The sequence below is a fragment of the Streptomyces sp. MJM8645 genome (assembly GCF_001625365.1).
Taxonomy (GTDB): domain Bacteria; phylum Actinomycetota; class Actinomycetes; order Streptomycetales; family Streptomycetaceae; genus Kitasatospora.
Genome location: NZ_LJJF01000001.1, coordinates 5,973,745 through 5,998,317, shown reverse-complemented (window position 1 = coordinate 5,998,317; position 24,573 = coordinate 5,973,745). Strand labels below are relative to the sequence as shown.

Sequence of the window (24,573 nt, the reverse complement as noted above, 5' to 3'; positions counted from 1 at the left end):
CCGACCCCCTGGACGCCGCCCCGATGAGCACCTCCCCGACCGACCCCAACGACCCCGCTGCCCCTGCTGCCCCCACCGCCGCGGCTGCGCCTGCACCCGCCCTCGACGCCCGGCTGCGGGTGGAGCGCGCCGCGTTCACCCTCGACCTCGCCCTCACCGCCGCCCCCGGCGAGGTGGTCGCGCTGCTCGGCCCGAACGGCGCCGGCAAGTCCACCGCCCTGCGCGCCCTCGCCGGGCTGCTCCCGCTCACCGGCGGCCACCTGCGCCTGGACGGGCGTCTGTTGGAGGAGCCCGGGCAGCGCGTGCACACCCCCGCCGAGGAACGTCCCGTCGGCGTGGTGTTCCAGGACTACCTGCTCTTCCCGCACCTCAGCGCGCTCGACAACGTCGCCTTCGGCCCGCGCTGCCAGGGCCGCCCCAAGCGTGCCGCCCGGGCCGAGGCGGCCGCCTGGCTGGAGCGGATGGGCCTGGCCGACCACGCCTCCGTACGCCCCGGCAGCCTCTCCGGCGGCCAGGCCCAGCGGGTGGCGCTGGCCCGGGCGCTGGCCGTCCGCCCCCGGCTGCTGCTGCTGGACGAGCCACTGGCCGCCCTGGACGCCCGCACCCGGCTCGACGTACGCGCCCAACTGCGGCGCCACCTGGCCGAGTTCGAGGCCGTGGCGGTGCTGGTGACGCACGACCCGCTGGACGCGATGGTGCTCGCCGACCGGCTGGTGGTGATCGAGGGCGGGCACGAGGTGCAGTCCGGCAGCCCGGCGGAGGTCGCCCGGCGGCCGCGCACCGACTACATCGCGCGCCTGGTCGGACTGAACCTGTACCAGGGCGTGGCCGAGGGCCACCAGGTCACGCTCACGGCCGGCACGGTCCTGGCCACCACCGAGGAGCTGTCCGGCCCGGCCTTCGTCGCCTTCCCGCCGTCCGCCGTGACCCTGCACCGCGAACGGCCCCAGTCCAGCGCGCGCAACGTGTGGAAGGCCGAGGTCACCGGCCTGGACCTGCACGGCGACCAGGTGCGCGCCGACCTCGCGGGCGAACTGCCGATGGCCGCCGACCTCACCCCGGCCGCCGTCGCCGAGCTGGGGCTGGCGCCCGGATCCGAGGTCTGGGCCTCCGTCAAGGCCACCCAGACCCACGCCTACCCGGCCTGACCCCGACAGCGCCGGGCCGCCCGCGTCCCCGCCTAGCTCCTGCCCGCTACGCCGCTCAGGCCCGGTACGCCACTCCTGCCCGCCGCGCTGTGCGCTACTCCGACGGCTCGACGAAGCCCGACTCGTACGCGGCGATCACCGCCTGGGTGCGGTCCCGCGCCCCGAGCTTCGCCAGCACACTGCTGACGTGGGTCTTCACCGTCTGCACGCCGAGGAACAGCAGCTCGGCGATCTCCCCGTTGCTGAGGCCGCGCGCGACCAGCCGCAGCACCTGTGCCTCGCGCTCGGTCAGCGCCGCCCGGTCCATGGTCGCGCGGGCGGCGGGATTGCCGTGGCCGGCCGCGAGGCGGCGGATCGTGGCCGGGAACAGCAGTGACTCGCCCGCCGCCACCAGCCGTACCGCGTGCGCGATCTCGGCCGCCCGGGAGCGCTTCAGCAGGAAGCCGTCGGCGCCCGCGCGCAGCGCCTGGTAGACGTAGTCGTCGTTCTCGAAGGTGGTGACGACCAGGATCTTCGGCGGCTGCTCCCCCGGCGCGCCGGGGCGCAGGAGCTCGCGGGTCGCCGCCAGGCCGTCCAGCACCGGCATCCGGACGTCCATCAGGACGACGTGCGGGCGCAGCGCGCGGGCCAGCGCCACCGCGTCGGCGCCGTCGGCGGCCTCACCGACCACCCGCAGGTCTCCCTGCGCCTCCAGGACGGCCCGCATCCCGGCCCGGACCAGTTCCTCGTCGTCGGCGAGCAGGATGTCGATCATCCCGGCAGCGCCCCTCGCCGGTCCGGCGCCCACAGGATCGTTCGTCACGAGCCCAAGCGTAGGGGCAGCCGGACGGCGAGCACCCACTCCCCGCCCCCGTCGCCCGACACCCCGGCGGTGGCCTCCCCGCCGAGCAGCGTGGCGCGTTCCCGGATGCCGCGCAGCCCCTTGCCGCCCTTGCCGCCCTTGCCCGCCGCACCGCCCGCCAGGCGCGCCGAGGCTCCGCCGACCGCCGAGCGATTGGCGCAGCGCAGCTCCAACTGCCCTCCCTGAACGGCGATCCGGACGCTGACCGGCTCGCCGGGCGCGTACTTGAGCGCGTTGGTGACGCCCTCCTGGACGATCCGGTAGGACTCGCGGGAGAGCACCCCGGGCAGCGCCCCCGCCGACACCTCGATCCGCGCCTCGACCGGGCTCCCGGCCGACCGGGCGGTGTCGAACAGTGCGGGCAGCTGGTCGACGCCGGGCTGTTCGGTGGCTGTTCCGTTGCCGGCCGCACCCTCCGGCGTCTCGCGGAGCAGGACGAGGGTGCGTTCGAGGTCCTCCATGGCCCGGCGGCCGGTCTCCTCGATGACTTCGAGCGCCTTGGCGGTGAACACCTGGTCCCCGACCTCCCGTGCGGCACCCGCCTGAAGGACCGTCACCGTCAGTGCGTGGCCGATGGAATCGTGCAGCTCGCGGGCCAACCTGTTGCGTTCCAGCAGCCGTTCGGCCCGCAGCTCCGCCTCCGCCAGCCGCTCCGCCGGGGAAGGACCCAGCAGCCTTACGGCCATGGCGAGTTGGAGGCGACCGGCGGACACCACCAGCCAGCCGTAGCCGACCACCAGCACCGGGGCGAGCGGGAGGTACCAGAACGAGTCCGGTCCGGTCAGCAGGTCGTAGCCGCTGGTGAGGCCGAAGGCCGTCGCGAACCCCACCACCGAGCCGAGCACGACCCGCCCGATCAGCCAGCCGGCGGTGCGCCGCCGGTCCGCCCAGGTGCGGGAGGACTCGGCGGCGATGTCCTCCTCGCGGTCGGGCAGCAGCAGCAACCGCGCCTGCACCCCCTCGGCGCGCCGCGTCGCGGGGACGAGGGCGACCAGGGCGAGCAGGGTGACGTCCGCCGCGGCGCTCGCGACCACGATCTCGCCAAGGCCCTTGTGGTACGTCCCCGGGTAGATCATCAGGATGACGCCCGCGAAGATCCACCCGACCAGCAGGTGCAGCAGGCGCGCGTACGTGGCGCCGGCCAGCAGCGGCGCGAGGATCCTGGGCATTCCACCATCCTGCCAGCTCAGCGGCCGGCCCTGGCTCCCCCGCGAGCCTGCCGCCGTCTCCCTCCCGGGAGGGAGACGGCTCCCGACCCCGGCGGGATCCGCCGGTACGGCCCGCTCCGGTCGAATGTGACCACCAGCCGGACGACCCGGCACCGGAGCACCGAGAGGGGAGCGGCCGTGATCGAGATCCAGGGCCTCACCAAGGAGTACGACGGTCGGCGCGTCGTCGACGACCTGTCCTTCGAGGTCCGGCCCGGCCTGGTGACGGGCTTCCTCGGCCCGAACGGCGCCGGTAAGAGCACCACCATGCGCCTGATCCTCGGCCTGGACCGCCCCACCGCCGGAAGCGCCCTGGTCGGCGGCAGCCGGTACGCCGAACTCGCCCAGCCGCTGCGGCAGGTGGGCGCCCTGCTGGACGCCCACGCCCTGCACGGCGGCCGCACCGCCGCCGGCCACCTGCGCTGGCTCGCGGCGAGCAACGGCCTGGCGCCGCGCCGGGTGGACGAGGTGCTCGCCCAGGTCGGCCTGACGGACGCCGCCGGACGGCGGATCCGCGGCTTCTCCCTCGGCATGCGCCAGCGCCTCGGGGTGGCCGCCGCGCTGCTCGGCGACCCGCCGGTGCTGCTGCTGGACGAACCGGTCAACGGTCTCGACCCGGAGGGCATCCGCTGGATCCGCACCCTGTTGCGCGAACTGGCCGCCGAGGGCAGGTCGGTGCTGGTGTCGTCCCACCTGATGACCGAAATGGCGCTCACCGCCGACCACTTGGTGGTCATCGGCCGTGGCCGGCTGCTCGCGGACGCCGCCACCGCCGAGTTCATCGACCAGCACGGTCGGACCAGGATCCGCGTCCGGGCCGTCAACTCGGCCAAACTCGCCGCCCTGTTCGGCGGCGACCTGCTCCAGCAGTCGGACGCCGCCGGCAACCTCACCGCGACCGAGGCCGACGACGGCGCCTGGGAGGTGACCGGCGCCGAACCCGAGCAGATCGCCGCGCTCGCCGCCGCACACGGCGTGGTCCTGTACGAGATCGCGGTCCAACAGGACTCGCTGGAGGAGGCGTTCATGCGGATGACCGCCGACAGCGTCGAGTACCGCGCCGAGGCCACCGCATGAACCCCGGCTCGACCCTCCGGTACCACCTGTGCGCCTTCAACGCCGAACGGATCAAGCTCACCACGCTCCACTCGCTCTGGATCACCCCGCTGCTCGCCTTCGCGCTCACCGTGGGCACCACCACGGCCATCGGTGCGGCCCTCGGCGGCTCGGAGCACAACCTCACCGACGACCCCGGCGTGGGCGTCTTCTACGGGCTCAACTTCGGCCAGGCCGCGCTGGTCTGCTTCGCGGTCCTGCTGATCGGCCAGGAGTTCAACACCCGCATGATCGACGTCTCACTGACCGCCGTCCCCCGGCGCGGACGGCTGTACGGCGCCAAGCTCACGCTCGGCGCGCTGGTCGGCCTCGGCGTCGGCGCGGCGGGCACGGCGGGCGCCTTCGCCGGGTACGCGGCCACCGTCCCCGGCGACTGGGACGGCCCCGCCTTCGTCCGCAGCGCCACCGCCGGCGTGCTCTACCCGGTGCTGCTGGTGGTGTTCTGCCTCGGAGCGACCGCGCTGCTCGGCAACCTCACCGCCGCCATGGGACTGCTGGTACCGGTCGTCTTCCTGCTCTCGCCGCTGCTCGGCGGCGTGGCCGGGGTGCGGCAGGTGGCCCAGTTCCTGCCCGACCGGGCCGGCCAGTACGCACTGCACTACGCCGACGACCCGCAGGTCTCGTACGGGCACTGGACCGGACTGCTGATCATGGCCCTGTGGGCCGGCGCCGCGGCCTACGGCGGCCTGCTCGCCCTGCGGCGCGCCAAGTGACCACGAACGAAGGGAAGATGGCAATGAGCGCGGCCCACGCCCTGCGCGCCGAACGGATCAAGTTCACCACCCTGCCCTCCCAGTGGGCCGCCCCGCTGGTCGCCCTGGTCCTGACCGTCGGGGTCACCGCGGCCGTCAGCGCCGCCTCCGACCCCAAGACCGTGGCCCCCGGCACGGACCCGGCCAACGGGATCTACTACGGGCTGCTCTTCGGGCACGTGGCCGTGGCCTGCCTCGGGATCCTGCTGATCGGGCAGGAGTTCAACACCCGCATGATCGGCACCTCGTTCATCGCCGCCCCCCGGCGCGCGCGGCTGTACGGCGCCAAGCTCACGCTCGGCGCCGGGCTGGGCCTGCTACTCGGGCTGGCGTCGACGGCGGGCTCGTTCCTGGCCGTCGACGCCACCGTCGGACTGGACTGGTCGACCCCCGGCCTGGCCCGCAGCTTCGTGGCCGGCGTGCTCTACCACCCGCTGCTGGTACTGCTCTGCCTCGGACTGACCACGATGCTGGGCAACTTCAGCGCCGCGCTCGGCCTGCTCGGCCCGATGGTGTTCCTCGGCACCACCTGGCTGGCGGCCATCCCCGGCATCCGCGAGGCCGGCCAGTTCCTGCCCGACCGGGCCGGCCTGTACGCGACGCACACCCGGACCGAGGCCGGCATCCACTACGGCCACTGGACCGGACTGCTGATCATGGCCCTCTGGACGGCTGCTGCCGCCTACGGCGGGCTGCGGGCGATCCGACGACACCAGGCTTCCGGCGGGTAGCGCCCGACGGCGGGCGGCGGGCCGGTAACCGATGACAACAAACAGATGACAGCAAACAAGTAACAGCGAACAGATAACAGATTTCGAAATCTGTTATCTGTTATCTGTTATCTGTTCGCTGTCATCTGTCATCCGTCACCCGAGCCAGCCGGGGCGGACCAGGCCGGATTCGTAAGCGAGGACGACCAGTTGGGCGCGGTCGCGGACGCCGAGCTTGACCATGGCGCGGCTGACATGCGTCTTGGCGGTCAGCGGGCTGACCACCAGGCGGCGGGCGATGTCCTCGTTGGAGAGCCCGAGCCCGACCAGGGCAAGCACCTCGCGTTCGCGTTCGGTGAGCATCTCAAGGCCGACCGCCCGCGGCTCCTTCGAGCGGGCGGCGAACTCTCCGATCAGGCGCCGGGTGACGCCCGGCGAGAGCAACGCGTCGCCTGCGGCAGCGACCCGGACCGCCCGGAGCAGTTCGGCCGGCTCGGCGTCCTTGACGAGGAACCCTGCCGCGCCGGACCGCAACGCCTCGAAGACGTACTCGTCGAGCTCGAAGGTGGTCAGTACGACCACCCGCACCCCGTCGAGCTCCGGGTCGGCCCCGATCCGCCGAGTGGCCTCCAGGCCGTCGAGGCGGGGCATCCGGATGTCCATCAGCACCACGTCGGGACGCAGCTCGACGGCGAGGCGCAGGGCTTGCTCGCCGTCGCCGGCCTCGCCGACCACCTCGACGTCGGGCTGGGCGTCGAGCAACGCCCGGAACCCGGCCCGGACCAGCATCTGGTCATCCACCAGCAGCACCCTGATCACCAGTCACCTCTCGTCAGGCGGGCCCGGACTCGGAAGCCCGCGTCGCACGGGCCCGCCTCCAGGGTGCCCCCGAAGGTGGCGACCCGCTCCCGCATCCCGATCAGTCCGGCTCCCGAGCCGCCCGCGTCGCCGCCGCCCACCGGGCCCGGGTCGTCGATCTGCACGGTGAGGCCGTCGGCCGTCCGGGAGAGCAGCACGGTGGCCGTCCGGGCCGCGGAGTGGCGGATCACATTGGTCAGGGCTTCCTGGACGATCCGGAAGGCGGCCCGCTGGACGGCGGTCGGCGCCTCCCCGGGGATGCCCTCGGAACGGACGCTGACGGTCAGGCCTGCCCGGCCGGCCTGGTCGACCAGTTCGTCCAGCCGGTCCAGGCCGGGGGCTGGAGTGCGCGGCGCGGTGGCCCCCGGTCCGCGCAGCGTGCCGAGGACCTGCCGGACCTCGCCCAAGGCCTCCTTGCTGGCGGCCTTGATCGTCGCCAGGGCGCTTCTGGCCTGTTCCGGGCGAGTGTCGATGAGTTCGAGCGCCACCCCGGCCTGGACGTGGATCAACGAGATGCTGTGCGCCAGGATGTCGTGCAGCTCGCGGGCCATCCGCAGCCGCTCCTCGTCGACGCGGCGCCGCTGTGCCTCCTCCGCGGCGGCTCCGGCGGCGGCGAACTGCTCGCGGCGGACCCGGGCCAGTTCCGCACCGGTCGCGATGAGCAGTAGCACCACCGCGACGCCCAACTCCTGCCAGGCGTTGGCCTGCCAGCTCTTGGCCCGCAGCCAGTCGTATGGAATCGCGTAGCTCATCAGCAGCTGACCGACGTAGAAGGCGCCGCCGCAGGCCCAGGCCGCCCGCCGCTGCCCGCACTGGACTGCGACGAAGAACGCCACACCAAGGCTGACGAAGACCGGGCCGTACGGGTACCCGGCGAACAGGTAGCCGATGGTGACCGCTGTGGTGCCGGCCATGACCGCCGCCGGGTGGCGGCGGCGCAGCAGCAGCGCGGCGGGGCCGAGCAGGAGCAGCACGTAGCCGAGGGCGTCGAGCTGGACGCGGTCGGGCTGCCGCTGTCCTGCACCGACCGTGCCCGCCACTTGGAAGCAGGCGACGGCCAGCGACGAGAGCACGGGCAGGCTCGCCCGGCCGGATCGGTTCCACGGCGGCTTCCACGACGGGCGTAACTCGTTCATGCCGGAAGGCTAGTTCGGCGCGCCACACCCGGGCATCAGCTCGCGGGTGCGGGTGCAGCTACTCCCACCGTAGTACCCGACTGGCCCGTGGAGGGGGTGCCGCCGTCCCGACGCCACAGCGTCAGGCTCACCGCGACGAACCAGAGGAAGCCGACGTAACGTCCGACCGGGATCAGCAGCGTGGCCGGCTCGGCGACCAGCGAGAGCAGGGACAACATGCTCGCGGCGGACAGGGCCAGTCCGGACCAGGCCACCCAGGCGGGCAGCGCCCGGCTCACCAGCGCGGTGCGCGACACCTGCCACAGGACCACGCCGAGCGTGCCGATCGCGGGCGCAGCGCCGGTGATGAAGGCGAGGTCCATGAGGGCGCGGGACACCGGCAGGTCCGCGGCGGTGCCCAGCAGCGACAGGACCCAACCCACGCTCGCGGACAGCACCAGCAGGACCCCGGACGCACCGCCCGCCGCCCGGACCACACCCGCCCGCACCGGGGTGCCGTGGCGGCCCACGAACTCTGTGAACCAGGGGACGAACGCCAGCAGCGCCAGCGCCGAGAGCAGTTGGAACAGGGCTCCCACCTGAAGCGAGCGGTGCAGCGCCGCCGGATCGGCGAGCAGGTACTTGCGCACCACGTCGTCGCTGGAGTACGGGGTGGCGAACGGCCCGGAGGGCGCGGTGATGCCGCTGATGACGAGGCCGGCCACGAAGAGGAGCACGTACAGGATGCCGCTGAGCGCTCCCGCGGACGACCGACGGGGCGAGGTGAAGGACGACAAGGTCGACAGCCTCCAGGTAAGGGACGGCGCCGGTTGGAAGGCCCACGTCCGGCGCGGTTCAGTTCACCGCACCGGCCGCGCCGGGGCGTCCTCCGGAGGAAGGCTTCGGCCGTACGCCCACGCAGGTACCGCATCACCGGCCGCCCTCACACGGGCCTGGTGCTTCAGCCGCGGGTCGTACCAAGGGCTCTGCCACCAGGAGAGCACTGTCCTCGCTCTGTGTCAGCAACCGTTCTGCGCCTGACACTTCGGCCTCCGCCCAGCGTCGTACCACCAAAACGCAACGCTACGACAGCGGGAGTATCCCGACGGCCGCCGCTCGGGCGACGACGGCGCACAGGCACGGCAACGAGGATTTCTGGGGTCGGCACGGGCGGCGCCACGCCGCCCGCCAGCCGACTGACTGACCGTCAACCGAGAATCCACGGAGCCACACTGATGACCACGCCACTGCCCACCTATCCCGATCTCGCAGGTAAGGCCGCCCTCGTCACCGGAGGTTCCCGGGGCATCGGAGCCGAGACGGCAAAAGCCCTGTCCGCCAACGGTGTCAAGGCAGCCGTCGTCGGCCGCGACCGGAGTGCCGTCGACCGGACGGTCGGCGAGATCCGCGCGGCAGGCGGAACGGCGGTCGCGATGACGGCCGACTGCACCGATCCCGCCGACCTCGTACGGCTGCGTGCACAGGCAGAGCAGTCCGTCGGTCCGATCGAAGTGCTCTGCGCGTTCGTCGGCGGAGGCGGCGACCCGGTGCCGATCGAGCAGATGAGCCTGGAGCACTGGCACTCGGTGGTCGACCTGAACCTGACCACCACCTTCCTGGCCGTGCAGACCTTCCTGCCCGGCATGATCGAGCGCGGCGGCGGCTCGATCATCACCATGGCGTCCACCGCCGGGCGGCTTCCCGGCGGTGCCGCCGCCTCCTACGCGGCGGCCAAGGCAGGCGTGCTGATGTTCACCCGCCAGGTCGCACAGGAGGTGGGCCGGCACGGCGTGCGGGTCAACTGCCTCGCTCCGTCCCTCATCATGACGGAGAGCCAGCAGGAGCGCATACCCGCCGAAAAGCTCCCGCTGATCGTCAGGCAGTTCCCGCTGGGCCGCGCAGGAGTGCCCGCCGATGTCGCTCACGCCGCGCTCTTCCTCGCGTCCGAGTCGTCGTCCTGGCTGACCGGCCAGACGATCGACGTGGCCGGCGGGCGCATCATGCTCTGACGTCGGTGGCCGGCCGCAGCCACAGGCCGGCGACCACGGCGCTCGCCACGAGAGCCTGACGCAGGCCCCCTCCCCCGTCGCCTCCCGAAGGACCCCGTATGACCACCCCCGCCGCGTCCTCCGTGGCAACGCCCCATCCGGGCACCCGGCAGCCCAAGAACTTCCGCCTCTCACCGACTGCCCGCAAGAGCGCGGTGGTCGTGCACATCATCAGCTCGATCAGCTGGCTGGGCCTGATGCTCTGCCTGCTCACACTCGGCGCGACAGGGCTGCTGACGGACAGCGCGGAGACCCTGCGCAGCGCCTACCGGACGATGCCGCTCCTCGGCGACGCGCTGGTCCTCCCGCTGAGCCTGCTCTCCCTGCTGACCGGCCTGCTCCTCGCGCTCGGCACCCCCTGGCGCCTGTTCAGGTACCGCTGGGTTGCCGTCAAGTTCTGGCTCACCCTGGCCGCCACCGCCGCCTCGATCTTCGAACTCACCGCCCGGCTGCACGAAGCGGCCCACCTGGTGGACCAGCACCCCACCGGCACCATCGCGGACATGCACCTCGGATTCACCCGCTACAGCCTGGTGATCATCCCGATCGTCGCGCTGTCGGTGTACGTCACCAACGTCGTGCTCTCCGTCGTCAAACCGTCGGGACGCCGCCATGCCCGGTCACGGCCCAGTGGCGGGTGAGCCAAGGCAGGGCCGAGCTCGCTGGATGCCACGGTAGAAAGCCATGCCGCGCGAACACGCCGCTCCAAGCGAACAGCTGGCAGATTTCGAAATCTGTCAGCTGTTCGCTGTTATCCGTCTGCCGTCAAACGCCAGACGCCAGACGCCAGACGCCAGCTGTCGACTCCCGGACGTCAGACCTCAGACCTCAGACCTCAGCAGTCCCCCGCAATGCCGGGTGGTCCGCGATCACCGTGCAGCTACCCGGCGCGATCTCGGTGAAGCCCGCGTCCCGGACCAGCGGCAGACCGCTGGCGACCAGCGCCTCCCACGTCTCCGCCGGGGCCGTCCGCACCGCGAGCGCGAATCCGGCCTCGGCCCACTCCTTGCGCTGCGCCTCGTCCAGCCGCCACCAGGCCAGCTGGGCGGCGTGGCCGGTCTGCGCCATCGTCTTGCCCGCGCTCATCTCCAGCTCCGGGTTGAGCCACAGCACCGGCAACCCGGGCTCAGGGGCGCCGACCTCGGCGGTCTCCTCCAGGTCCGTCCCGGAGACCTGGAGCTTGGCGAGGTCCTTCGGCCAACCGTCCAACGGAACCGGCGGGAACACCCGCACCTCGGCCTCCCGTCCGCTCACCGTGATCCCCGGCAGTTCGCCCGCCCGGCGCCACTCCCCGCCCCGGGCCCGCCGGACCACCTTGCGGATCCGGGCGTCCTCCCAGGCCTCGACCCGCTCCGCCCACTCGCCGTCCGCGTCGGTCACCCGCGAGTCGGACAGCAGGGTGAGCACCGCCCGGGCCGAGGTCTCCAGCGCGTCGGTCCGCCCGGGCGGCGTGGCCTTCTCCAGCCGGACGAGCAGCGGCAGCACGTACTGCGGCCGCGCGTCACGGTCCGCCGGGGCCGGGGAGTCGTCGGAAGCGGGAGCGGGAGCAGGGGTGTCGAACGGAGAAGTCACCCGTCCAGCATGCCAGCCCCGCCACCCCGGTGATCACGCGGTGCCGGGGGCCCGTGCGCCCCTGCCCCTGCCCCTGCCAACCCCCGCCCCTGCACACCACCGCTCAGCGCAGCCGCTGCCGCAGTTCGTCGACGGCCGACCGGATGCTCGCGCTGTAGGCGTCCTCGGGGAGCGCGTCCAGGCTGCGCACGGCGCGCTCCAGCTGCTCGCGCGCGAGGTCGGGCTCGCCGAGCTTGAGGTGGTCCGAGGCCAGGTTGAGGTGCAGTGAGGGGTAGAACGCGCGCACCTGGAGGGCGGACTCGTAGGTCTGGGCGCGCTCGGCGGTCAGCGAGTCGGCGGCGGCCAGCGCCCGCCGGTCCCACTCCAGCTCGTCCTGCGGATCGTCCTGCAGGTCGGCCAGGTAGTGGGCGAGGACACAGCGGTGGAAGACATCGCCCCGCTCGCCGAGCGCCGCCCAGAGCGCCTCGAAGCTGGCCCGCGCCTCGGCCGTCCGCCCGTGCTGGGCGGCCTGGACGCCGTCCAGTCCGAGCGCGATCCGGGTGAACACCTGGTCGTCCCCGCCTGCCGGACCCGCACGCACATCAGACGTATCGGACATGCCCGCAGCCTAGTCGCCCACCCGTCGCGGCGCCCGAAAAGCCTTTCGAACCACTCCAACCCGGCCCGAAAACCGGACCGGACCAGCCCGGCGGCCGGTCAGCGCCGGTAGCCGCGCTGCGGGTCCCGCGCCTCCGCGTCCTCGTACGTCAGGAACCAGCCCTCCGGGTGCGTGGCCGCCAGCAGCACCTCGGTGCGCTGCTCGGCGCCCAGCTCCGGGTCGCCGTCGTCCGGTCCGTAGACGCCGAACAGTTCGTCGTGGCAGCCGTCCCAGTCGTAGTCGTACAGGTCGGCCGGCAGGTCGCCCATCATGTCGGCCACCGACTCGGGCTGCGCGCCGAGCAGGGCCCGGGCGTCCACCAGGGCCATCCGCAGCCCGATGTCCTCGGCCAGACAGCGCGGCAGCGGCCATTCACCGAGCGCGAGGTCGTCGGCCAGGTCGTCGAGGGCCCGGGCCATGGCGCGGCGCCAGTTCCGGTGCAGCCGCCAGGTGCGCTGGGGCAGGCGGGCGTAGAGCGACCAGTCGGCGTCCTCGCCGTCGACGACCGGGTCGTCACCGTGCTCGTCGAAGTCGTCGTAGGCGGCGTCGGCCAGGCCGATCAGCTGGGCGTGCAGGAGGCAGGCGGTGCGCGGGGTGAGGGTCCAGTCCGCGCCGGCGCCGCCGTCCTCGTCCTCGTCGCCCTCCAGCGGGAACAGCTCGGCGAAGTCCGGCGCGAAGTCCTCGGTGACGCTGATCTCCAGCGTGCCGCCGATCGCCTCGACCCCGGGGATCGCGGCCACCAGCCGGTCCGGGTGCAGCAGTGCGCCGAGCGCCGCGTTGGCGTCCTCGGAGACCTCGCGCAGCAGCTCACGGCGCTGGCCGGCCGGGTCGATGCCCTCGAACACCAGCTCCTCGACGGCCCTGATCGCGGCGGCGCGCAGCGCCGGCCAGTCGGTGATCCGCAGGCCCAGCACCACCGTCGCCTCGATCTCCTGCGCGCCGGAGTCCTCCGCCGCGCCCGGCCCCTGTGGATGATCGCTTCGCTCGCCCATGGGGCTACGGTACGGCCTTTCGGCCGCCCGATCACCGGTCTGAACCAGCTTCTGGACCCCTTCTCGGCCATCGTCCGGCCCCGCCTCGATCACTCGGACGTACGACAGGGCAGGATGGGCCCATGGCTGACATCAACGAGTACGGCGGCGGGCAGGGCCCGAACGCCGACGTCCTGGTCGTAACCACCAACGACATCCCCGGCTTCCGGGTCGATCATGTGATCGGCGAGGTCTTCGGGCTGACCGTGCGCAGCCGCCACATCGGCAGCCAGATCGGCGCCGGACTGAAGTCGCTGATCGGCGGCGAGCTGCGGGGCCTGACGAAGACCCTGGTCGAGAGCCGCAACGAGGCGATGCAGCGGCTGATCGAGCAGACCAAGGCGCGCGGCGGAAACGCGGTGCTGATGATGCGCTTCGACGTGACGGAGGCGGCGGACGTCGGCACCGAGGTCTGTGCCTACGGCACGGCCGCGGTGATCTCCCCGGCCGCCTGACCCGGCGCCCGAGCTGACCCGTCGCCCGCGCGGGGCGCCACGCGGCGGGACGGCAAGCACCCCGGGACCGCAAGCACCCGCAGACGCGGGAACACCCGCCGCACCCCCGATGTTTCACCGGCGTGACTGTTTACGGTGCAACCAATGGCAGGCAGCGGCACGCGGACGCCCTGGTAGTGGACATCGAGGTGGTGGACGTCCTCACGGTGGACGTCCTGGTGGTGGGCGCCGGACAGGCCGGACTGTCCGCCGCCTACCACCTCAGCCGCCGCGGCTTCGCCCCCTACCGGGCGGACGCCGACGGCGGCTTCGTCGTGCTCGACGCCAACCCCGCGCCGGGCGGCGCCTGGGCACACCGCTCACCGTCCCTGCGGATGGCCACCGTGCACGGTTTCCATGACCTCCCGGACGCCGAACTCCCCGCGCCCGACCCCGAGGCCCCGGCGCGCGAGGTCGTGCCGGGGTACTTCGCGGCGTACGAGGCCCGGCACGCGCTCCCGGTCGTACGCCCCGTCGCGGTTCGCGCGGTGCGCGCCGAGTCGGACCGCCCGGACTCCCGGCTGCTGGTCGAGACCGACCACGGCACCTGGTCCACCCGCGCGCTGATCAACGCCACCGGCACCTGGACCCGCCCCTTCCTGCCCCACTACCCGGGCCACTTCGCCGGTCGCCAACTGCACTACGCCGACTACCGCGGCCCCGGGGAGTTCGCCGGCCGGCGCGTCCTGGTGGTGGGCGGGGGCGCTTCGGCGATCCAGGTGCTGTCCGAGGTGGCGGCGGTCGGCGAAACGGTCTGGGTCACCCGGACCCCGCCCGTCTACCACGAGGGGCCGTTCACCCCCGAGTACGGGCGCGCGGTGGTCGCCAAGGTCGAGGAACGGGTCCGGCAGGGCCTGCCGGTGCGCAGCGTGGTGAGCGTCACCGGGCTCGGCCCGTCGGTCGCCTACCGGCGTGCCGAGGAACTGGGCGCGCTGCACCGCCGCCCGATGTTCGACCGGCTCACCGAGCACGGCGTCGCCTGGGGGGAGGAGGAGCTGACGGTGGACGCGATCGTGTGGGCCACCGGCTTCCGCCCGGAGGTCGGCCACCTGGCCCCGCTCGGGCTGCGCTCCCCCGGCGGCGGCATCGCGCTCACCGGCACCCGCGCCACCGCCGACCCGCGCGTCCACCTGGTCGGCTACGGCCCGTCCGCCAGCACCATCGGCGCCAACCGGGCCGGTCGCGCCGCCGTCAGCGACCTCGTCCACCTGCTCGGCGATCCGGCCAGGCTGCCCGCCCCAGCCGTGGTCTGAAGCAGTCAGGAGGGGAAGCAGGAGGAGAAGGGTGCGGCGGCCGGCCGCTCAGCGGTCGTAGTCGACCGTCACCCGGTCGGTGAGCGGGCGGGCCTGGCAGGTGAGGACGTAGCCGGCAGCCAGCTCCTTCTCCTCCAGCGCGAAGTTGCGGCGCATCTCGACCTCGCCCTCGGTGACCAGCGCGCGGCAGGTGCCGCAGACCCCGCCCTTGCAGGCGAACGGCAGGTCGGGGCGGGAACGCTGGGCGCCGTCCAGGATCGAGCGGTCGCACGGCAGGGAGAGCGTGCTGCCGCGCCCGTCCAGGACGACGGTGACCTCGCTGTGCGGGCCGTCGGCCACTCCCGCCGCGCCGTCCCGGTCCTCCGGGCGCTCGGACACCGGCTCGTCCTCGGCGTGGAACAGTTCCTGGTGCACGCGCTCGCCCGGCACGCCCAGCCCGGCGAGCAGTTCCTTCGCCCCGACGACCATCCCGAACGGGCCGCACAGCCACCAGTGCCCGACGCTCCCGACATCCACCAGCGCCGCCAGCAGCGCCCGCACCCGCTCCGGGTCCAGCCGCCCGCTGAGCAGTTCCGCGTCACGGGTCTCCCGGGACAGGACGTGGACCAGCTGGAAGCGGCCGAGGTAGCGGTCCTTCAGGTCGGCCAGCTCGTCCGCGAACATCACGGTGTCGCTGCGCCGGTTGCCGTACAACAGGGTGACGGTGGAGCTGCGGTCGGCGGCCAGGACGGACGCGGCGATCGACAGCATCGGGGTGATGCCGGAACCGGCCGCGAGCAGCACGTGCTCGGCCGGAACGCCGAGGTCGGGGGTGAACAGGCCCGACGGCGTCAGCACGTCCACCTCCTCGCCCGGCCCCGCGTCCCGCACCAGCCACCGGGAGAACAGCCCGCCGGGCACCTCCCGGACGGCGATCCGCAGCGGCCCGCCGACGGGGGCGCAGATCGAGTACGAGCGGCGCTCGTCGACGCCGTCCACCACCTTGCGCAGCGTCAGGGTCTGCCCCGGCCGGAAGGCGAAGTCCGCCGCGAGCCCGTCCGGCACCGCGAAGGTCACCGCCACGGCGTCGTCGCAGAGCCGCTCGACCCGCTCGATCCGCAGCCGGTGGAAGGTCGGGCGGCGGGCGGGGCGCACCGTGGAGACTGCGGCCTCAGCGGGGACGTCGGCGGGGGCGTCGGCGTCGGCCGGGGAGGCGGCGTGCGAAGCGGCGGGCATTCAGATCTCCTTGACGCGTTCGAACGGCTCCCGGCAGGCGCGGCAGCGCCAGAGCGCCTTGCAGGCGGTGGAACCGAAGCGGGACAGCTCCTCCGTGTCCACGCCGCCGCAGCGCGGGCAGGGCACGGGAGCGGCTGCGGCTGCGGCTGCGGCAGTGCCGGCCAGAGCGGCGGCGGGGGCGGTGGTGTGGGTGGGACCGAGCACGAGCGGGACCGCGCCGGCCACGCCGGCGGCGGAGGTCGGCCGCGGCGGGGCGATGCCCGCCTCGGCGAGTTTGCGGCGGCCCTCGGCCGTGATCAGATCGGTCGACCACGGCGGATCCAACCGCAGCCGGACCCGGACGTCCCGGTACCCGGCCACGCGCAGCCGGCGGTCCACGTCGGCGGCCATCTCGGCCACGGCGGGGCAGCCCGAGTAGGTCGGGGTCAGCCAGGCGGTCACCGCGCCGTCGTCCACCTCCACCTCGGCCAGCACGCCCAGGTCGGCCAGGGTCAGCATGGGCAGCTCCGGGTCCGGCACGGCCGCCGCGACCTCCCAGGCCGTCCCGCGCTCCGTCACCGCCGCGCTCACCACGTCGCCCCCGGGTGCGCGCGGGCCAGCACCTGGAATTCGGCGAGCAGCGGGCCGAGCGCCTCGGTGTGCACGCCGTCCCGGCCGGCCCGGCCGAGCACGGTGGCCAGCGGCTGCCCGTCCGGTACGGTCAGCCCGGCCTCGGCGAGCACGGCGCCGAGCGAGCGCAGCACCGGTTCGCGCAGCGCCGCCGGATCGGCGCCCGTGCGCAGCTCCACCGGGTGGGCCGTGAACAGTTCCTCCAGCAGCGGCCAGAGCGCGTCCAGCCCGGCCTGCATCCGCGCCGAGGAGTACGGCGTGCCGTCACCGAGCCGAAGCGTCCAGGCGGTGGCGTACTCGCGGTGGTACGCCAGCTCCTTGACGCCCCGGGCGGCGACCGCCGCCAGCACCGGGTCCGGGTGCGCGCTCAACGCCTCGTACAGCGCGCAGCGCGCGGTGGCGAACAGCAACAGCCGGGCGACCGAGTGGGCGAAGTCGCCGTTCGGGACCTCGACCAACCGGACGTTGCGGAACTCGTGGTCCTCCCGCCAGTACGCCAGGTCGTCCTCGGTGCGGCCGGAGCCGTCCGCCTGGCCGGCCCGGGTGAGCAGCAGGCGGGCCTGGCCGAGCAGATCGAGGCCCAGGTTGGCGAGTGCGACCTCCTCCTCCAGCTCGGGCGCCCGGGTGCACCACTCGATCAGGCGCTGGGAGAGGATCAGGGCGTCGTCGCCGAGCATCAGGCAGTAGGCGGCGAGGTCCGCGCCGTCCACCCCGGCGGGCACGGCGGTGTCCACGCCGAGCAGCGGGTCGGCGAAGCCCGTCCCGTACGCCCAGCGGCCCTCGCCCTCGGGGCCGGGCGCGGCTTCGGCGAGGCCGAGGTAGACATGGTCGTCGGGGTCGGCGCCGGCGCCGGCCTGCGTGCTGTGGTCCTGCATGGCGGTTCCCCCGTCAGATGTGCGGGACATCCTCGGGGATGTCGTAGAAGGTCGGGTGGCGGTAGACCTTGTCCCCGCTGGGCTCGAAGAACGGGTCACGCTCGTCCGGGGTGGAGGCGGTGATCGCGTCCGAGCGGACCACCCAGAGGCTGACGCCCTCGTTGCGGCGGGTGTAGAGGTCGCGGGCGGCGAGCAGGGCCATCCGGTCGTCGGCCGCGTGCAGCGAACCGACGTGGACGTGGTTCAGCCCGCGTCGGGGGCGCACGAACACCTCGTACAGCGGCCAGCCGGCCTTGGACTCGGTCACTTTCCGTTCTCCTGTTCCGTGGGCTCGCCCGTACGCCCGGGCTGCCCGGGTTCGGCGGACTGTCCGGCTCCGGGCAGCGCGGGTTCGGGCAGCACGGGTTCGGCGGACTGTTCGGCGCGGCGCTTGGCCGCGTAGGCGACGGCCGCCTCACGGACCCAGGCACCGTCCTCGTGCGCCGTCCGGCGGCGTTCGACCCGCTGGGTGTTGCACGGGCCCTGGCCGTGGATGACCCTGGTCAGCTCGGACCAGTCCGGCTCACCGAAGTCCCAGCCGCCGCGTTCCTCGTTCCAGCGCAGCTCGGGGTCCGGGAGCGTGACGCCCAGGTGCTCGGCCTGCGGGACGGTCATGTCGACGAAGCGCTGACGCAGCTCGTCATTGGTGTGCCGCTTGATCCGCCAGGCCATCGAGCGGGCGGTGTTCGGCGAGTCGGCGTCCGGGGGCCCGAACATCATCAGAGACGGCCACCACCAGCGGTCCACCGCGTCCTGGACCATCCGGCGCTGCGCCTCGGTGCCGCGCATCAGTGTCATCAGCAGCTCATAGCCCTGACGCTGGTGGAACGACTCCTCCTTGCAGATCCGCACCATCGCGCGGGCGTACGGGCCGTAGCTGCAGCGGCAGAGCGGGACCTGGTTGCAGATCGCGGCGCCGTCGACCAGCCAGCCGATCACGCCGACGTCGGCGAAGGTGAGGGTCGGGTAGTTGAAGATCGAGGAGTACTTCTGCCGGCCGGAGATCAGCTTCTCGGTGAGCTCGGCGCGGTCGACACCCAGGGTCTCGGCGGCGGCGTAGAGGTAGAGGCCGTGGCCGGCCTCGTCCTGGGCCTTGGCGAGCAGGATCGCCTTGCGGCGCAGCGAGGGGGCGCGGGTGAGCCAGTTCCCCTCGGGCTGCATGCCGATGATCTCGGAGTGGGCGTGCTGGGCGATCTGGCGGATCAACGTGGCCCGGTAGGCGTCGGGCATCCAGTCCCTGGGCTCGATCCGCTGCTCGGCGGCGACGACCGCCTCGAACCGGTCCTCCTGCGCCTGCGCGGGGACCGCCTCGGCCACCTCTGCTGTCACCACGATCACCTCTCGTGTCCCGCGCCGGCGCCCACAGCGCCAACCGACTGACCGTTCGGTCGGTACCATTCTGCGCGGCGAGACGGAGGGATGGCAAGGGATGTGGGCGAGGGGCGGGGTTCGGGCGGTGAGCAGTGGGCGCAGGCGGCGGGCGACGGGTGGGCGACAAACAGATAACAGCTAACAGATTTCATTATCTGTTAGCTGTTATCTGTTAGCTGTTACTTGTCACCCGTCTTCTGTTCTCTGTTTTCTGCTCCCTGCTCTCCGATAGCCCCCGGCCGTCCGCGGCCCGCTCAACCCTCCGTGCGGTCGCGCAGCCTCGGCAGCGGTACGGCGAGGAGCGCGGCCAGCAGGGCGATCCGGGGTGCCAGCTGGTCGAGCCGGATGTGCTCGTGCCGGGCGTGAGCGCCGGCACCGACCGCGCCGAAGCCGTCCAGCGTCGGCAGCCCGCGCGAGCCCGGCAGATTGGTGTCCCCCGCGCCGCCCGCCGGTCCACCGTCCAGCTGCTGCCCGAGCACCGCCGCGAGTGAACGAACGTGCCGCAGCAGCGGGTTGCCGGTGCGCTCGGGCCACGCCGGGCGGCTGGACAGCACCTCGGTCCGGACCCTGGCCCCCGGGCGAAGCGCGGTGAGCCGAGCCAGGTTGTCGAGCGTACGGCGCTGTGCCTCGGCGGTGGAGAACCGCAGGCCGAGCTCGGCCTCGGCCCGGCCCGCGACCACGTTGGCCCGCGAACCCCCGCTGATCCGACCGGCGTTGAGCTCCGTCCCCGGCTGTCCCGCGAGGCCGCGGACGACGACGAGCTGGTCGACGAGTTCGTCGACCGCCGACACCCCGTCGTGGGCGTCGTTGCCCGCGTGGGCCTCACGCCCGGTGACGGTGAGCCGGACCCGGGTGCTGCCGCGCCGGGCCGTCTTCAACCGGCCGTCGGGGTGCGGAGGTTCGAGCCCTAGGACCGCGGCCGCGCCGCGCAACTGGCGCTCGACCAGGCGCCGTCCGTCCGGACTGCCGACCTCCTCGTCGGAGACGACGACCAGCCGGACGGCGCGGTGCGGCCGCTGCCCGAGGTCGGCGAGCAGGGCGAACGCGCCTTCCAGGATGGCGAGTCCGCCCTTCATGTCGACGACGCCGGGGCCGCTGAGCAGACCGTCCTGCTCGGTGACCGGCCAGTCGGCGAGGGTGCCGACCGGCCAGACGGTGTCGTGGTGGCCGACGATCAACAGGTGCGGCAGGGTCTCGTCCTGCCCCTCCCAATCCAGGACGAGGTGGTCGCCGGCCGGCCCGGGCTCGCGTCGCGCGGTGGCACCGGTGGCACTGAACCCGGCGCTCAACTCCTCGGCGAGAGCGTCGAGTCTGGGTACGTCTCCGCTGGGTGACTCGATCCGGGCCAGGTCCGTGCACCGGCGCCGGACGGCCCCGGCCAGCGTACGGGCGCGAGTACTGAGGGCCTGCGGCAGGCCGGGGAGCGCGGCGGTCGCGGCAGCGGTGGCCGAGGCTGTGACGGTGGCCGTGGCTGTGGCTGTGGCCGTGGCCATGGCCGTGGCATGAGCGGTGGTGGTAGCGCTGGTGGTAGCGGTAGCGGTGAGGGCCTCACCGTCAGCAGCGGCCGGGAGGTCGACAGGGGCGCGGTCCGAGGCAGGGGCGGGCGCGGGGGCGGAGTCACCGTCGGGGGCGGCGGCGGCACTCGGCGCGGCGGGCGACCCGACGATCTGGGGACTCAACGTTCGCCTCCGCGGCCGCTGCCGGTATTCAGCGGCCGGACCGGCCGGCCACCCCAACCCGGCTGCCAGGCCCGGCTGGACCGCGCCGATCGACCGGGATGGTGCCCGGCCCTTCGGAACGGACCGTCTGGCCCAAGTGCGGTGGAACGGCTGGGCGGCGTGCTTGGCATTACGTCCTCCTCGCTCGATCCGGTGGCCCCGGTCCGCCCGGGGCCCCGTGGACGGCGGCTTCCTGACGGCGGGCGCAACGGGCCGGACCGCCGCAGGGAAGCCGAGATGTGAGCCTAGAAGAACCGTTCGGCTTCCTGCGAGGTGGCCCTGCTCCCAGCGTGCCGGGACCGGGCCCTCAACCTCGGACACCCGTCGGAGAACAGCGGCGGGCGCGCGGCGCGCGGGCCTGGATCGGCGCGCGGGCGCGGTCGCCGGATCGCGCCCATCTCCACCATGGACCCGCCGCCCGGGTTCGGCAGCGCAAACCGCCAAGGCGCGGGATTTCCACGCCGGATGGGTGACAACGGCTCAGCGCGCGGTACGAACCGGGAGCACGCGACCGGCTCAGGGGGAGCCCGGTCCGACGCCCCGGGAACACTCGCGTGAACACCGGACGACATGACGCCCCACCCGCCACCGTGCGCACCACCGGGCGTCGGGCATCGGCAGGACCAGCGACCACACGAGCCACGACGGCACCGCCCTGCACTGCCCCGCACCGCCCGGCACCAACTGCAGGGCACCGACTCAGGGCACCGACTCAGGGCACCGCTGGCAGGCTCCGACTCAGGCGCCGTCCTCGACCAGCCCGGCATCGCGCGCGAGCAGCGCGGCCTGGACCCGGTTGCCGACGCCCAGCCCGGTCAGGATCCGGCTGACGTGCGCCTTCACGGTGCTCTCGCGCATCCCGAGGACGCCCGCGATCTCCGCGTTGGAGAGCCCGTCGGCGAGTTCGCGCAGCACGTCCGTCTCGCGCGGCGTCAGCCCGGCGACCCGATTGCGGGCGGCGACCGACCGGGGCGCACCGGTGCGGTGGTAGCGGTCGATCAGGCGCCGCGCGGCCGCCGGGTGCAGCATCCCCTGGCCGGAGGCGACGACGTGGACGGCCCGCGCGATCTCGGCGGGCGGGGTGTCCTTGAGCAGGAAGCCGTCAGCCCCGGCGGCGAGCGCCTGGTACACGTACTCGTCGAGGTCGAAGGTGGTGAGCGCGATCACGCGCGGGGCGTCGGACAGTTCGCGCAGGCGCCTGGTGGCGGCGATGCCGTCGAGCCGGGGCATCCGGATGTCCATGAGCGCCACGTCGATCCGCTGGCTGCGGGCGAGTTCGACGGCCTGCAGTCCGTCGGTGGCCTCGGCGACCACGGTGAGGGCCGGGTCCTGGGCGAGCAGGTCGACGAGACCGAGCCGCACCAGCGCGTCGTCGTCGACCACCATCGTACGGATCATGCGTCGTCCTTCGGCTTCGGGGTCGGGGAGGGAGCAGGGGTCGGGGAAGGCCCGGATCCGGGGTCGCGTCCCGGTCCTGGGCCCGGCCTTGGGGCGGGCCCAGGCGCGGGTTTTGGCGCGGGTTCTGGCACGGTCTGCGGCGGGCGCTCCGGTGCGGGCAGGCGGGCCGCGAGCCGGAAGCCGCCACCGCCGTCCGGTCCCGCGTCGAGGTGGCCGCCGAGCGCGTCGACCCGTTCGGTGAGCCCCACCAGACCGTACCCGCCGCTGGTGCCCGGCCCGTTCGGCGACGCCTCCCCCGGGCCGTTGCGGACCTCGACGGTGGTGGCCGGGGCGCCGTAACGGACCCGGACGGTGACGGGCGCGGCGTGCGCGTACTTGCGGGCGTTGGTCAGCGCCTCCTGGACCAGACGGTGCACGGCCAGCCGGTGGGTGGTGGGGACGGTCTCCGGGTCGCCGGCGAGGGCCAGTTCGACCTGCTGCCCGGCCGAGGTGGCCTCGCCGACGAGTTCGGTGAGATCGCGCAGCGCGGGCGCCGGGACGCGCTCCTCCCGGGGCGGTACGGCCGGCACCTCCTCGGCGACCGGTGCTGTCGGCGGGTCGGCCCGCAGGGCGCCGAGGACGTCGCGCAGGTCGTCGAGCGAGTGGGCGGCGGTGGTGCGCAGCAGTTCGAGGCGGTGGGTGAGCCGGTCCGGGTCGGCGGCGACGGTGCCGGCGAGGGCCTGGTCGCGCAGCACCCCGGCGTGCAGCACCAGCAGGCTGAGACGGTGGGCGAGCACGTCGTGCATCTCCCGGGCGATCCGGGCCCGTTCGGCGGCCCGGGCCCGTTCGGCGCGCAACTCGCGCTCCCGGCGCAGCATGTCCACCTGCTCGTGCAGGGTGCGGATCAGCACCCGGCGGCCGTGCAGCCACAGGCCGACGGACAAGGTCGCCGCCTGGACCAGGAGTTGGGATCCGGTGGTGCCCGCCCAGCCGACCAGCGAGTCGGCTCGGGTCGCGCTCACCACCGCGATGAGGGCGCCGCCGGCCGCCGCCGGACCGGTCCGGCCGAGGGAGGCAAGGTAGTAGACGCTGAACAGTCCGGGAAAGGCGCGGTTGAACAGGCCACCGGTGAGCACCGGCAGGACGGCGGACGCCATCGGGTAGCGACGGGCGAACAGCAGGGAGAGCGGGGCGAGAGCGGCCACGACCGTCCGGGGCAGCCGCAACGGCTCGTCGGCGTGGACCCACTGGGAGAGGCCCTCCTCGGCGGTGAGCGCGAGGATGCCGAGCAGCAGCAGGGTGTCGCTCCACAGCCGGCGGTCCGGGCCGTACCAGCCCAGCAGGCCTGTGCGCATCGGGCCGCTCCTGTCCTCTCGCATCGGGCTCCCCCCGCGCTCTCTCCGTCCGTCCGTCGCCCGTCCCTCCGTCCGTCCGGCTCGATTCGATGCTACGGGCGGGCGGCGGGCGGGTGCCCCCTTCTCCCAGGTACCCGCACCCTCGACTTTCGTCGGGGGTACGCGTCGCTCGTCGGCCGATTCGGGGTGCGGCGGGGCTGCCTAGCGTCGACGGCATGACCACCGAGCAGCTCCGCCCCCGCCCCCACCTCGACTCCCTTGCCCCGAAGCGCAGTTCACGTTCCGCCGGGGACCACCTGCTGTTCCTCGCCGAGGCCCTGCGCACCTTCCACGACACCGGCGCGCTGGCACCGAGCGGCGAGGACCTGGTGAACGCCCTGGTGGTTCCGGTCACCAGCCGCCCGAATCGACCGATCTCGGTGCTGGAAGTCGGCGCCGGGACCGGCGTGGTGACCCGACGGCTGGCCCAAGCACTGCTCCCGGGCGACCGGTTGCACGTCGTCGAGGCGAACCCGCGCTTCGCCGACCGGCTGCGGGAGGACCCGGTGCTGGCCGCACGACGCCCGGGCGTCGCCCTGCGGCTGTCGGCCTGCCGGGTGGAGGAACTGCCCCAGGACAAGACCAGCGAGACCAGCGAGACGAACCAGACGGGCCGAGCGGGCGGGGCCGGCGAGACGGACGACCGGTACGACGTGATCGTGTCGGGCCTGCCGTTCACCAACTTCGAGCCGGCCCAGGTACGCCACCTCCTCGACCTCTACCTGCGGCTGCTGCTGCCCGGGGGCGAGCTGACGTACTTCGGCTACCTCGGCACGACGACGGCTCGCACCCTGTCCTCGGGGCCCCGGCAGAGCGCCCGCCACCGGGCAGTGGTGCGACTGCTGCGGCGGTTCGAGGCGGCGTACGGGCTGGGCGAGCGAACGGTGTGGCGCAACCTGCCGCCGGCCCGCGCCTACCTGCTCCGGGCGCCGGGCGGACGGGAGGACTGGGGCCTGGCCTCGCCCCCAGAGTCCCCAGAGCCCCCGGCAGGCGAGGCCACAGCCGACGAGGCGCCCTCGCGTACGAGAACCGCAGCCGGACGGCCGATCGGGCCGGCGGGTGACAGATAACAGGTGACAGCTTTCAGATAACAGATAACAGACGACAGCGAACAGATTTTGAAATCTGTTCGCCGTCGTGCCATAGTGGACTCCGGGTCACCCCACCCATCGCCACACTCACCCCTGGAGTC

General features: G+C 73.6%; 25 protein-coding genes. 9 read left to right on the top strand and 16 right to left on the bottom strand.

Going from position 1 to position 24,573, the window contains the following annotated elements; translation table 11 throughout:
• Positions 1–23: 23 nt before the first annotated feature.
• Positions 24–1,148 carry an ABC transporter ATP-binding protein gene (locus A6F73_RS25565; RefSeq protein ID WP_079135994.1) on the top strand — a complete coding sequence of 375 codons (1,125 nt, stop codon included), beginning with the start codon at positions 24–26 and terminating at the stop codon, positions 1,146–1,148.
• Between the two features lie 94 nt (positions 1,149–1,242).
• Here A6F73_RS25565 and A6F73_RS25560 read toward each other — a convergent pair whose 3' ends face one another.
• Together A6F73_RS25560 and A6F73_RS25555 are read right to left on the bottom strand one after the other, a co-directional pair.
• Positions 1,243–1,902 (bottom strand): response regulator transcription factor, encoded by a 660-nt coding sequence (locus A6F73_RS25560; protein ID WP_063349931.1) that lies wholly within the window; start codon positions 1,900–1,902, stop codon positions 1,243–1,245.
• A 44-nt stretch (positions 1,903–1,946) separates the two neighbouring features.
• Complete coding sequence (locus A6F73_RS25555) at positions 1,947–3,158, bottom strand: histidine kinase (protein ID WP_063349930.1); 1,212 nt, start codon at positions 3,156–3,158, stop codon at positions 1,947–1,949.
• A gap of 177 nt (positions 3,159–3,335) precedes the next feature.
• On the opposite strand from A6F73_RS25555, the gene A6F73_RS25550 reads away from it, so the two are divergent.
• The 3 genes from A6F73_RS25550 to A6F73_RS25540 are packed head-to-tail and all read left to right on the top strand — an operon-like array spanning position 3,336 to position 5,796.
• Positions 3,336–4,274, top strand: coding sequence for an ATP-binding cassette domain-containing protein (locus A6F73_RS25550; protein WP_063349929.1), 939 nt, complete (start codon positions 3,336–3,338; stop codon positions 4,272–4,274).
• Complete coding sequence (locus A6F73_RS25545; RefSeq protein ID WP_063349928.1) at positions 4,271–5,026, top strand: ABC transporter permease; 756 nt, start codon at positions 4,271–4,273, stop codon at positions 5,024–5,026. The genes A6F73_RS25550 and A6F73_RS25545 overlap by 4 nt, the downstream gene beginning before the upstream one ends.
• Before the next feature lie 23 nt (positions 5,027–5,049).
• A complete protein-coding gene (locus A6F73_RS25540; RefSeq protein WP_063349927.1) occupies positions 5,050–5,796 on the top strand; it encodes an ABC transporter permease in 747 nt (248 codons plus the stop codon).
• A gap of 135 nt (positions 5,797–5,931) precedes the next feature.
• On the opposite strand, the gene A6F73_RS25535 is transcribed toward A6F73_RS25540, so the two are convergent.
• The 3 genes from A6F73_RS25535 to A6F73_RS25525 are packed head-to-tail and all read right to left on the bottom strand — an operon-like array spanning position 5,932 to position 8,545.
• Positions 5,932–6,594 carry a response regulator transcription factor gene (locus A6F73_RS25535; protein WP_063349926.1) on the bottom strand — a complete coding sequence of 221 codons (663 nt, stop codon included), beginning with the start codon at positions 6,592–6,594 and terminating at the stop codon, positions 5,932–5,934.
• Positions 6,591–7,769 (bottom strand): sensor histidine kinase, encoded by a 1,179-nt coding sequence (locus tag A6F73_RS25530; RefSeq protein WP_063349925.1) that lies wholly within the window; start codon positions 7,767–7,769, stop codon positions 6,591–6,593. Before A6F73_RS25530 ends, A6F73_RS25535 begins: the two co-directional genes overlap by 4 nt.
• Positions 7,770–7,804: 35 nt before the next feature.
• Positions 7,805–8,545, bottom strand: coding sequence for a hypothetical protein (locus tag A6F73_RS25525; protein WP_063349924.1), 741 nt, complete (start codon positions 8,543–8,545; stop codon positions 7,805–7,807).
• Between the two features lie 438 nt (positions 8,546–8,983).
• Between A6F73_RS25525 and A6F73_RS25520 the strand changes: the two genes are divergently transcribed.
• Positions 8,984–9,757, top strand: coding sequence for an SDR family NAD(P)-dependent oxidoreductase (locus A6F73_RS25520; protein ID WP_063349923.1), 774 nt, complete (start codon positions 8,984–8,986; stop codon positions 9,755–9,757).
• Between the two features lie 98 nt (positions 9,758–9,855).
• Positions 9,856–10,437, top strand: coding sequence for a DUF2269 domain-containing protein (locus A6F73_RS25515; protein ID WP_244293495.1), 582 nt, complete (start codon positions 9,856–9,858; stop codon positions 10,435–10,437).
• Positions 10,438–10,624: 187 nt separating this feature from the next.
• On the opposite strand, the gene A6F73_RS25510 is transcribed toward A6F73_RS25515, so the two are convergent.
• From A6F73_RS25510 to A6F73_RS25500, 3 genes are all read right to left on the bottom strand, one after another.
• Positions 10,625–11,368, bottom strand: coding sequence for an aminoacyl-tRNA hydrolase (locus A6F73_RS25510; RefSeq protein WP_063349922.1), 744 nt, complete (start codon positions 11,366–11,368; stop codon positions 10,625–10,627).
• Between the two features lie 103 nt (positions 11,369–11,471).
• Entirely contained in the window at positions 11,472–11,966 is a 495-nt protein-coding gene (locus A6F73_RS25505; protein WP_208869117.1) for a hypothetical protein, read from the bottom strand.
• 98 nt (positions 11,967–12,064) lie between these two features.
• Complete coding sequence (locus A6F73_RS25500; protein WP_063349921.1) at positions 12,065–12,997, bottom strand: hypothetical protein; 933 nt, start codon at positions 12,995–12,997, stop codon at positions 12,065–12,067.
• Between the two features lie 122 nt (positions 12,998–13,119).
• On the opposite strand from A6F73_RS25500, the gene A6F73_RS25495 reads away from it, so the two are divergent.
• On the top strand, positions 13,120–13,491 hold the full coding sequence (locus tag A6F73_RS25495; protein WP_063349920.1) for a YbjQ family protein: 372 nt from the start codon (positions 13,120–13,122) through the stop codon (positions 13,489–13,491).
• A gap of 188 nt (positions 13,492–13,679) precedes the next feature.
• Positions 13,680–14,783: an NAD(P)-binding domain-containing protein gene (locus A6F73_RS25490; protein WP_063351520.1), complete on the top strand. Its 1,104-nt coding sequence runs from the start codon at positions 13,680–13,682 to the stop codon at positions 14,781–14,783.
• A gap of 48 nt (positions 14,784–14,831) precedes the next feature.
• On the opposite strand, the gene paaE is transcribed toward A6F73_RS25490, so the two are convergent.
• From paaE to A6F73_RS44140, 8 genes are all read right to left on the bottom strand, one after another.
• Positions 14,832–15,998, bottom strand: coding sequence for a 1,2-phenylacetyl-CoA epoxidase subunit PaaE (gene paaE, locus A6F73_RS25485; RefSeq protein WP_063349919.1), 1,167 nt, complete (start codon positions 15,996–15,998; stop codon positions 14,832–14,834).
• On the bottom strand, positions 15,999–16,556 hold the full coding sequence (gene paaD, locus A6F73_RS25480; protein WP_279634943.1) for a 1,2-phenylacetyl-CoA epoxidase subunit PaaD: 558 nt from the start codon (positions 16,554–16,556) through the stop codon (positions 15,999–16,001).
• A gap of 8 nt (positions 16,557–16,564) precedes the next feature.
• On the bottom strand, positions 16,565–17,482 hold the full coding sequence (gene paaC, locus A6F73_RS25475; RefSeq protein ID WP_063349917.1) for a 1,2-phenylacetyl-CoA epoxidase subunit PaaC: 918 nt from the start codon (positions 17,480–17,482) through the stop codon (positions 16,565–16,567).
• 13 nt (positions 17,483–17,495) lie between these two features.
• The gene (gene paaB, locus A6F73_RS25470) at positions 17,496–17,789 is read right to left on the bottom strand and encodes a 1,2-phenylacetyl-CoA epoxidase subunit PaaB (RefSeq protein WP_030056311.1); all 294 of its coding nucleotides are present in this window, start codon (positions 17,787–17,789) and stop codon (positions 17,496–17,498) included.
• A complete protein-coding gene (gene paaA / locus A6F73_RS25465) occupies positions 17,786–18,859 on the bottom strand; it encodes a 1,2-phenylacetyl-CoA epoxidase subunit PaaA (protein WP_244293494.1) in 1,074 nt (357 codons plus the stop codon). The genes paaB and paaA overlap by 4 nt, the downstream gene beginning before the upstream one ends.
• 287 nt (positions 18,860–19,146) lie before the next feature.
• Positions 19,147–20,385 carry a M20/M25/M40 family metallo-hydrolase gene (locus A6F73_RS25460; protein WP_079135991.1) on the bottom strand — a complete coding sequence of 413 codons (1,239 nt, stop codon included), beginning with the start codon at positions 20,383–20,385 and terminating at the stop codon, positions 19,147–19,149.
• A 963-nt stretch (positions 20,386–21,348) separates the two neighbouring features.
• The gene (locus A6F73_RS25455; RefSeq protein ID WP_063349916.1) at positions 21,349–22,008 is read right to left on the bottom strand and encodes a response regulator transcription factor; all 660 of its coding nucleotides are present in this window, start codon (positions 22,006–22,008) and stop codon (positions 21,349–21,351) included.
• Positions 22,005–23,342, bottom strand: a complete 1,338-nt coding sequence (locus A6F73_RS44140; RefSeq protein ID WP_063349915.1) for a sensor histidine kinase — start codon at positions 23,340–23,342, stop codon at positions 22,005–22,007. The genes A6F73_RS25455 and A6F73_RS44140 overlap by 4 nt, the downstream gene beginning before the upstream one ends.
• A 215-nt stretch (positions 23,343–23,557) precedes the next feature.
• On the opposite strand from A6F73_RS44140, the gene A6F73_RS25445 reads away from it, so the two are divergent.
• Positions 23,558–24,451 carry a methyltransferase domain-containing protein gene (locus A6F73_RS25445; protein ID WP_063349914.1) on the top strand — a complete coding sequence of 298 codons (894 nt, stop codon included), beginning with the start codon at positions 23,558–23,560 and terminating at the stop codon, positions 24,449–24,451.
• Positions 24,452–24,573 lie beyond the last annotated feature (122 nt).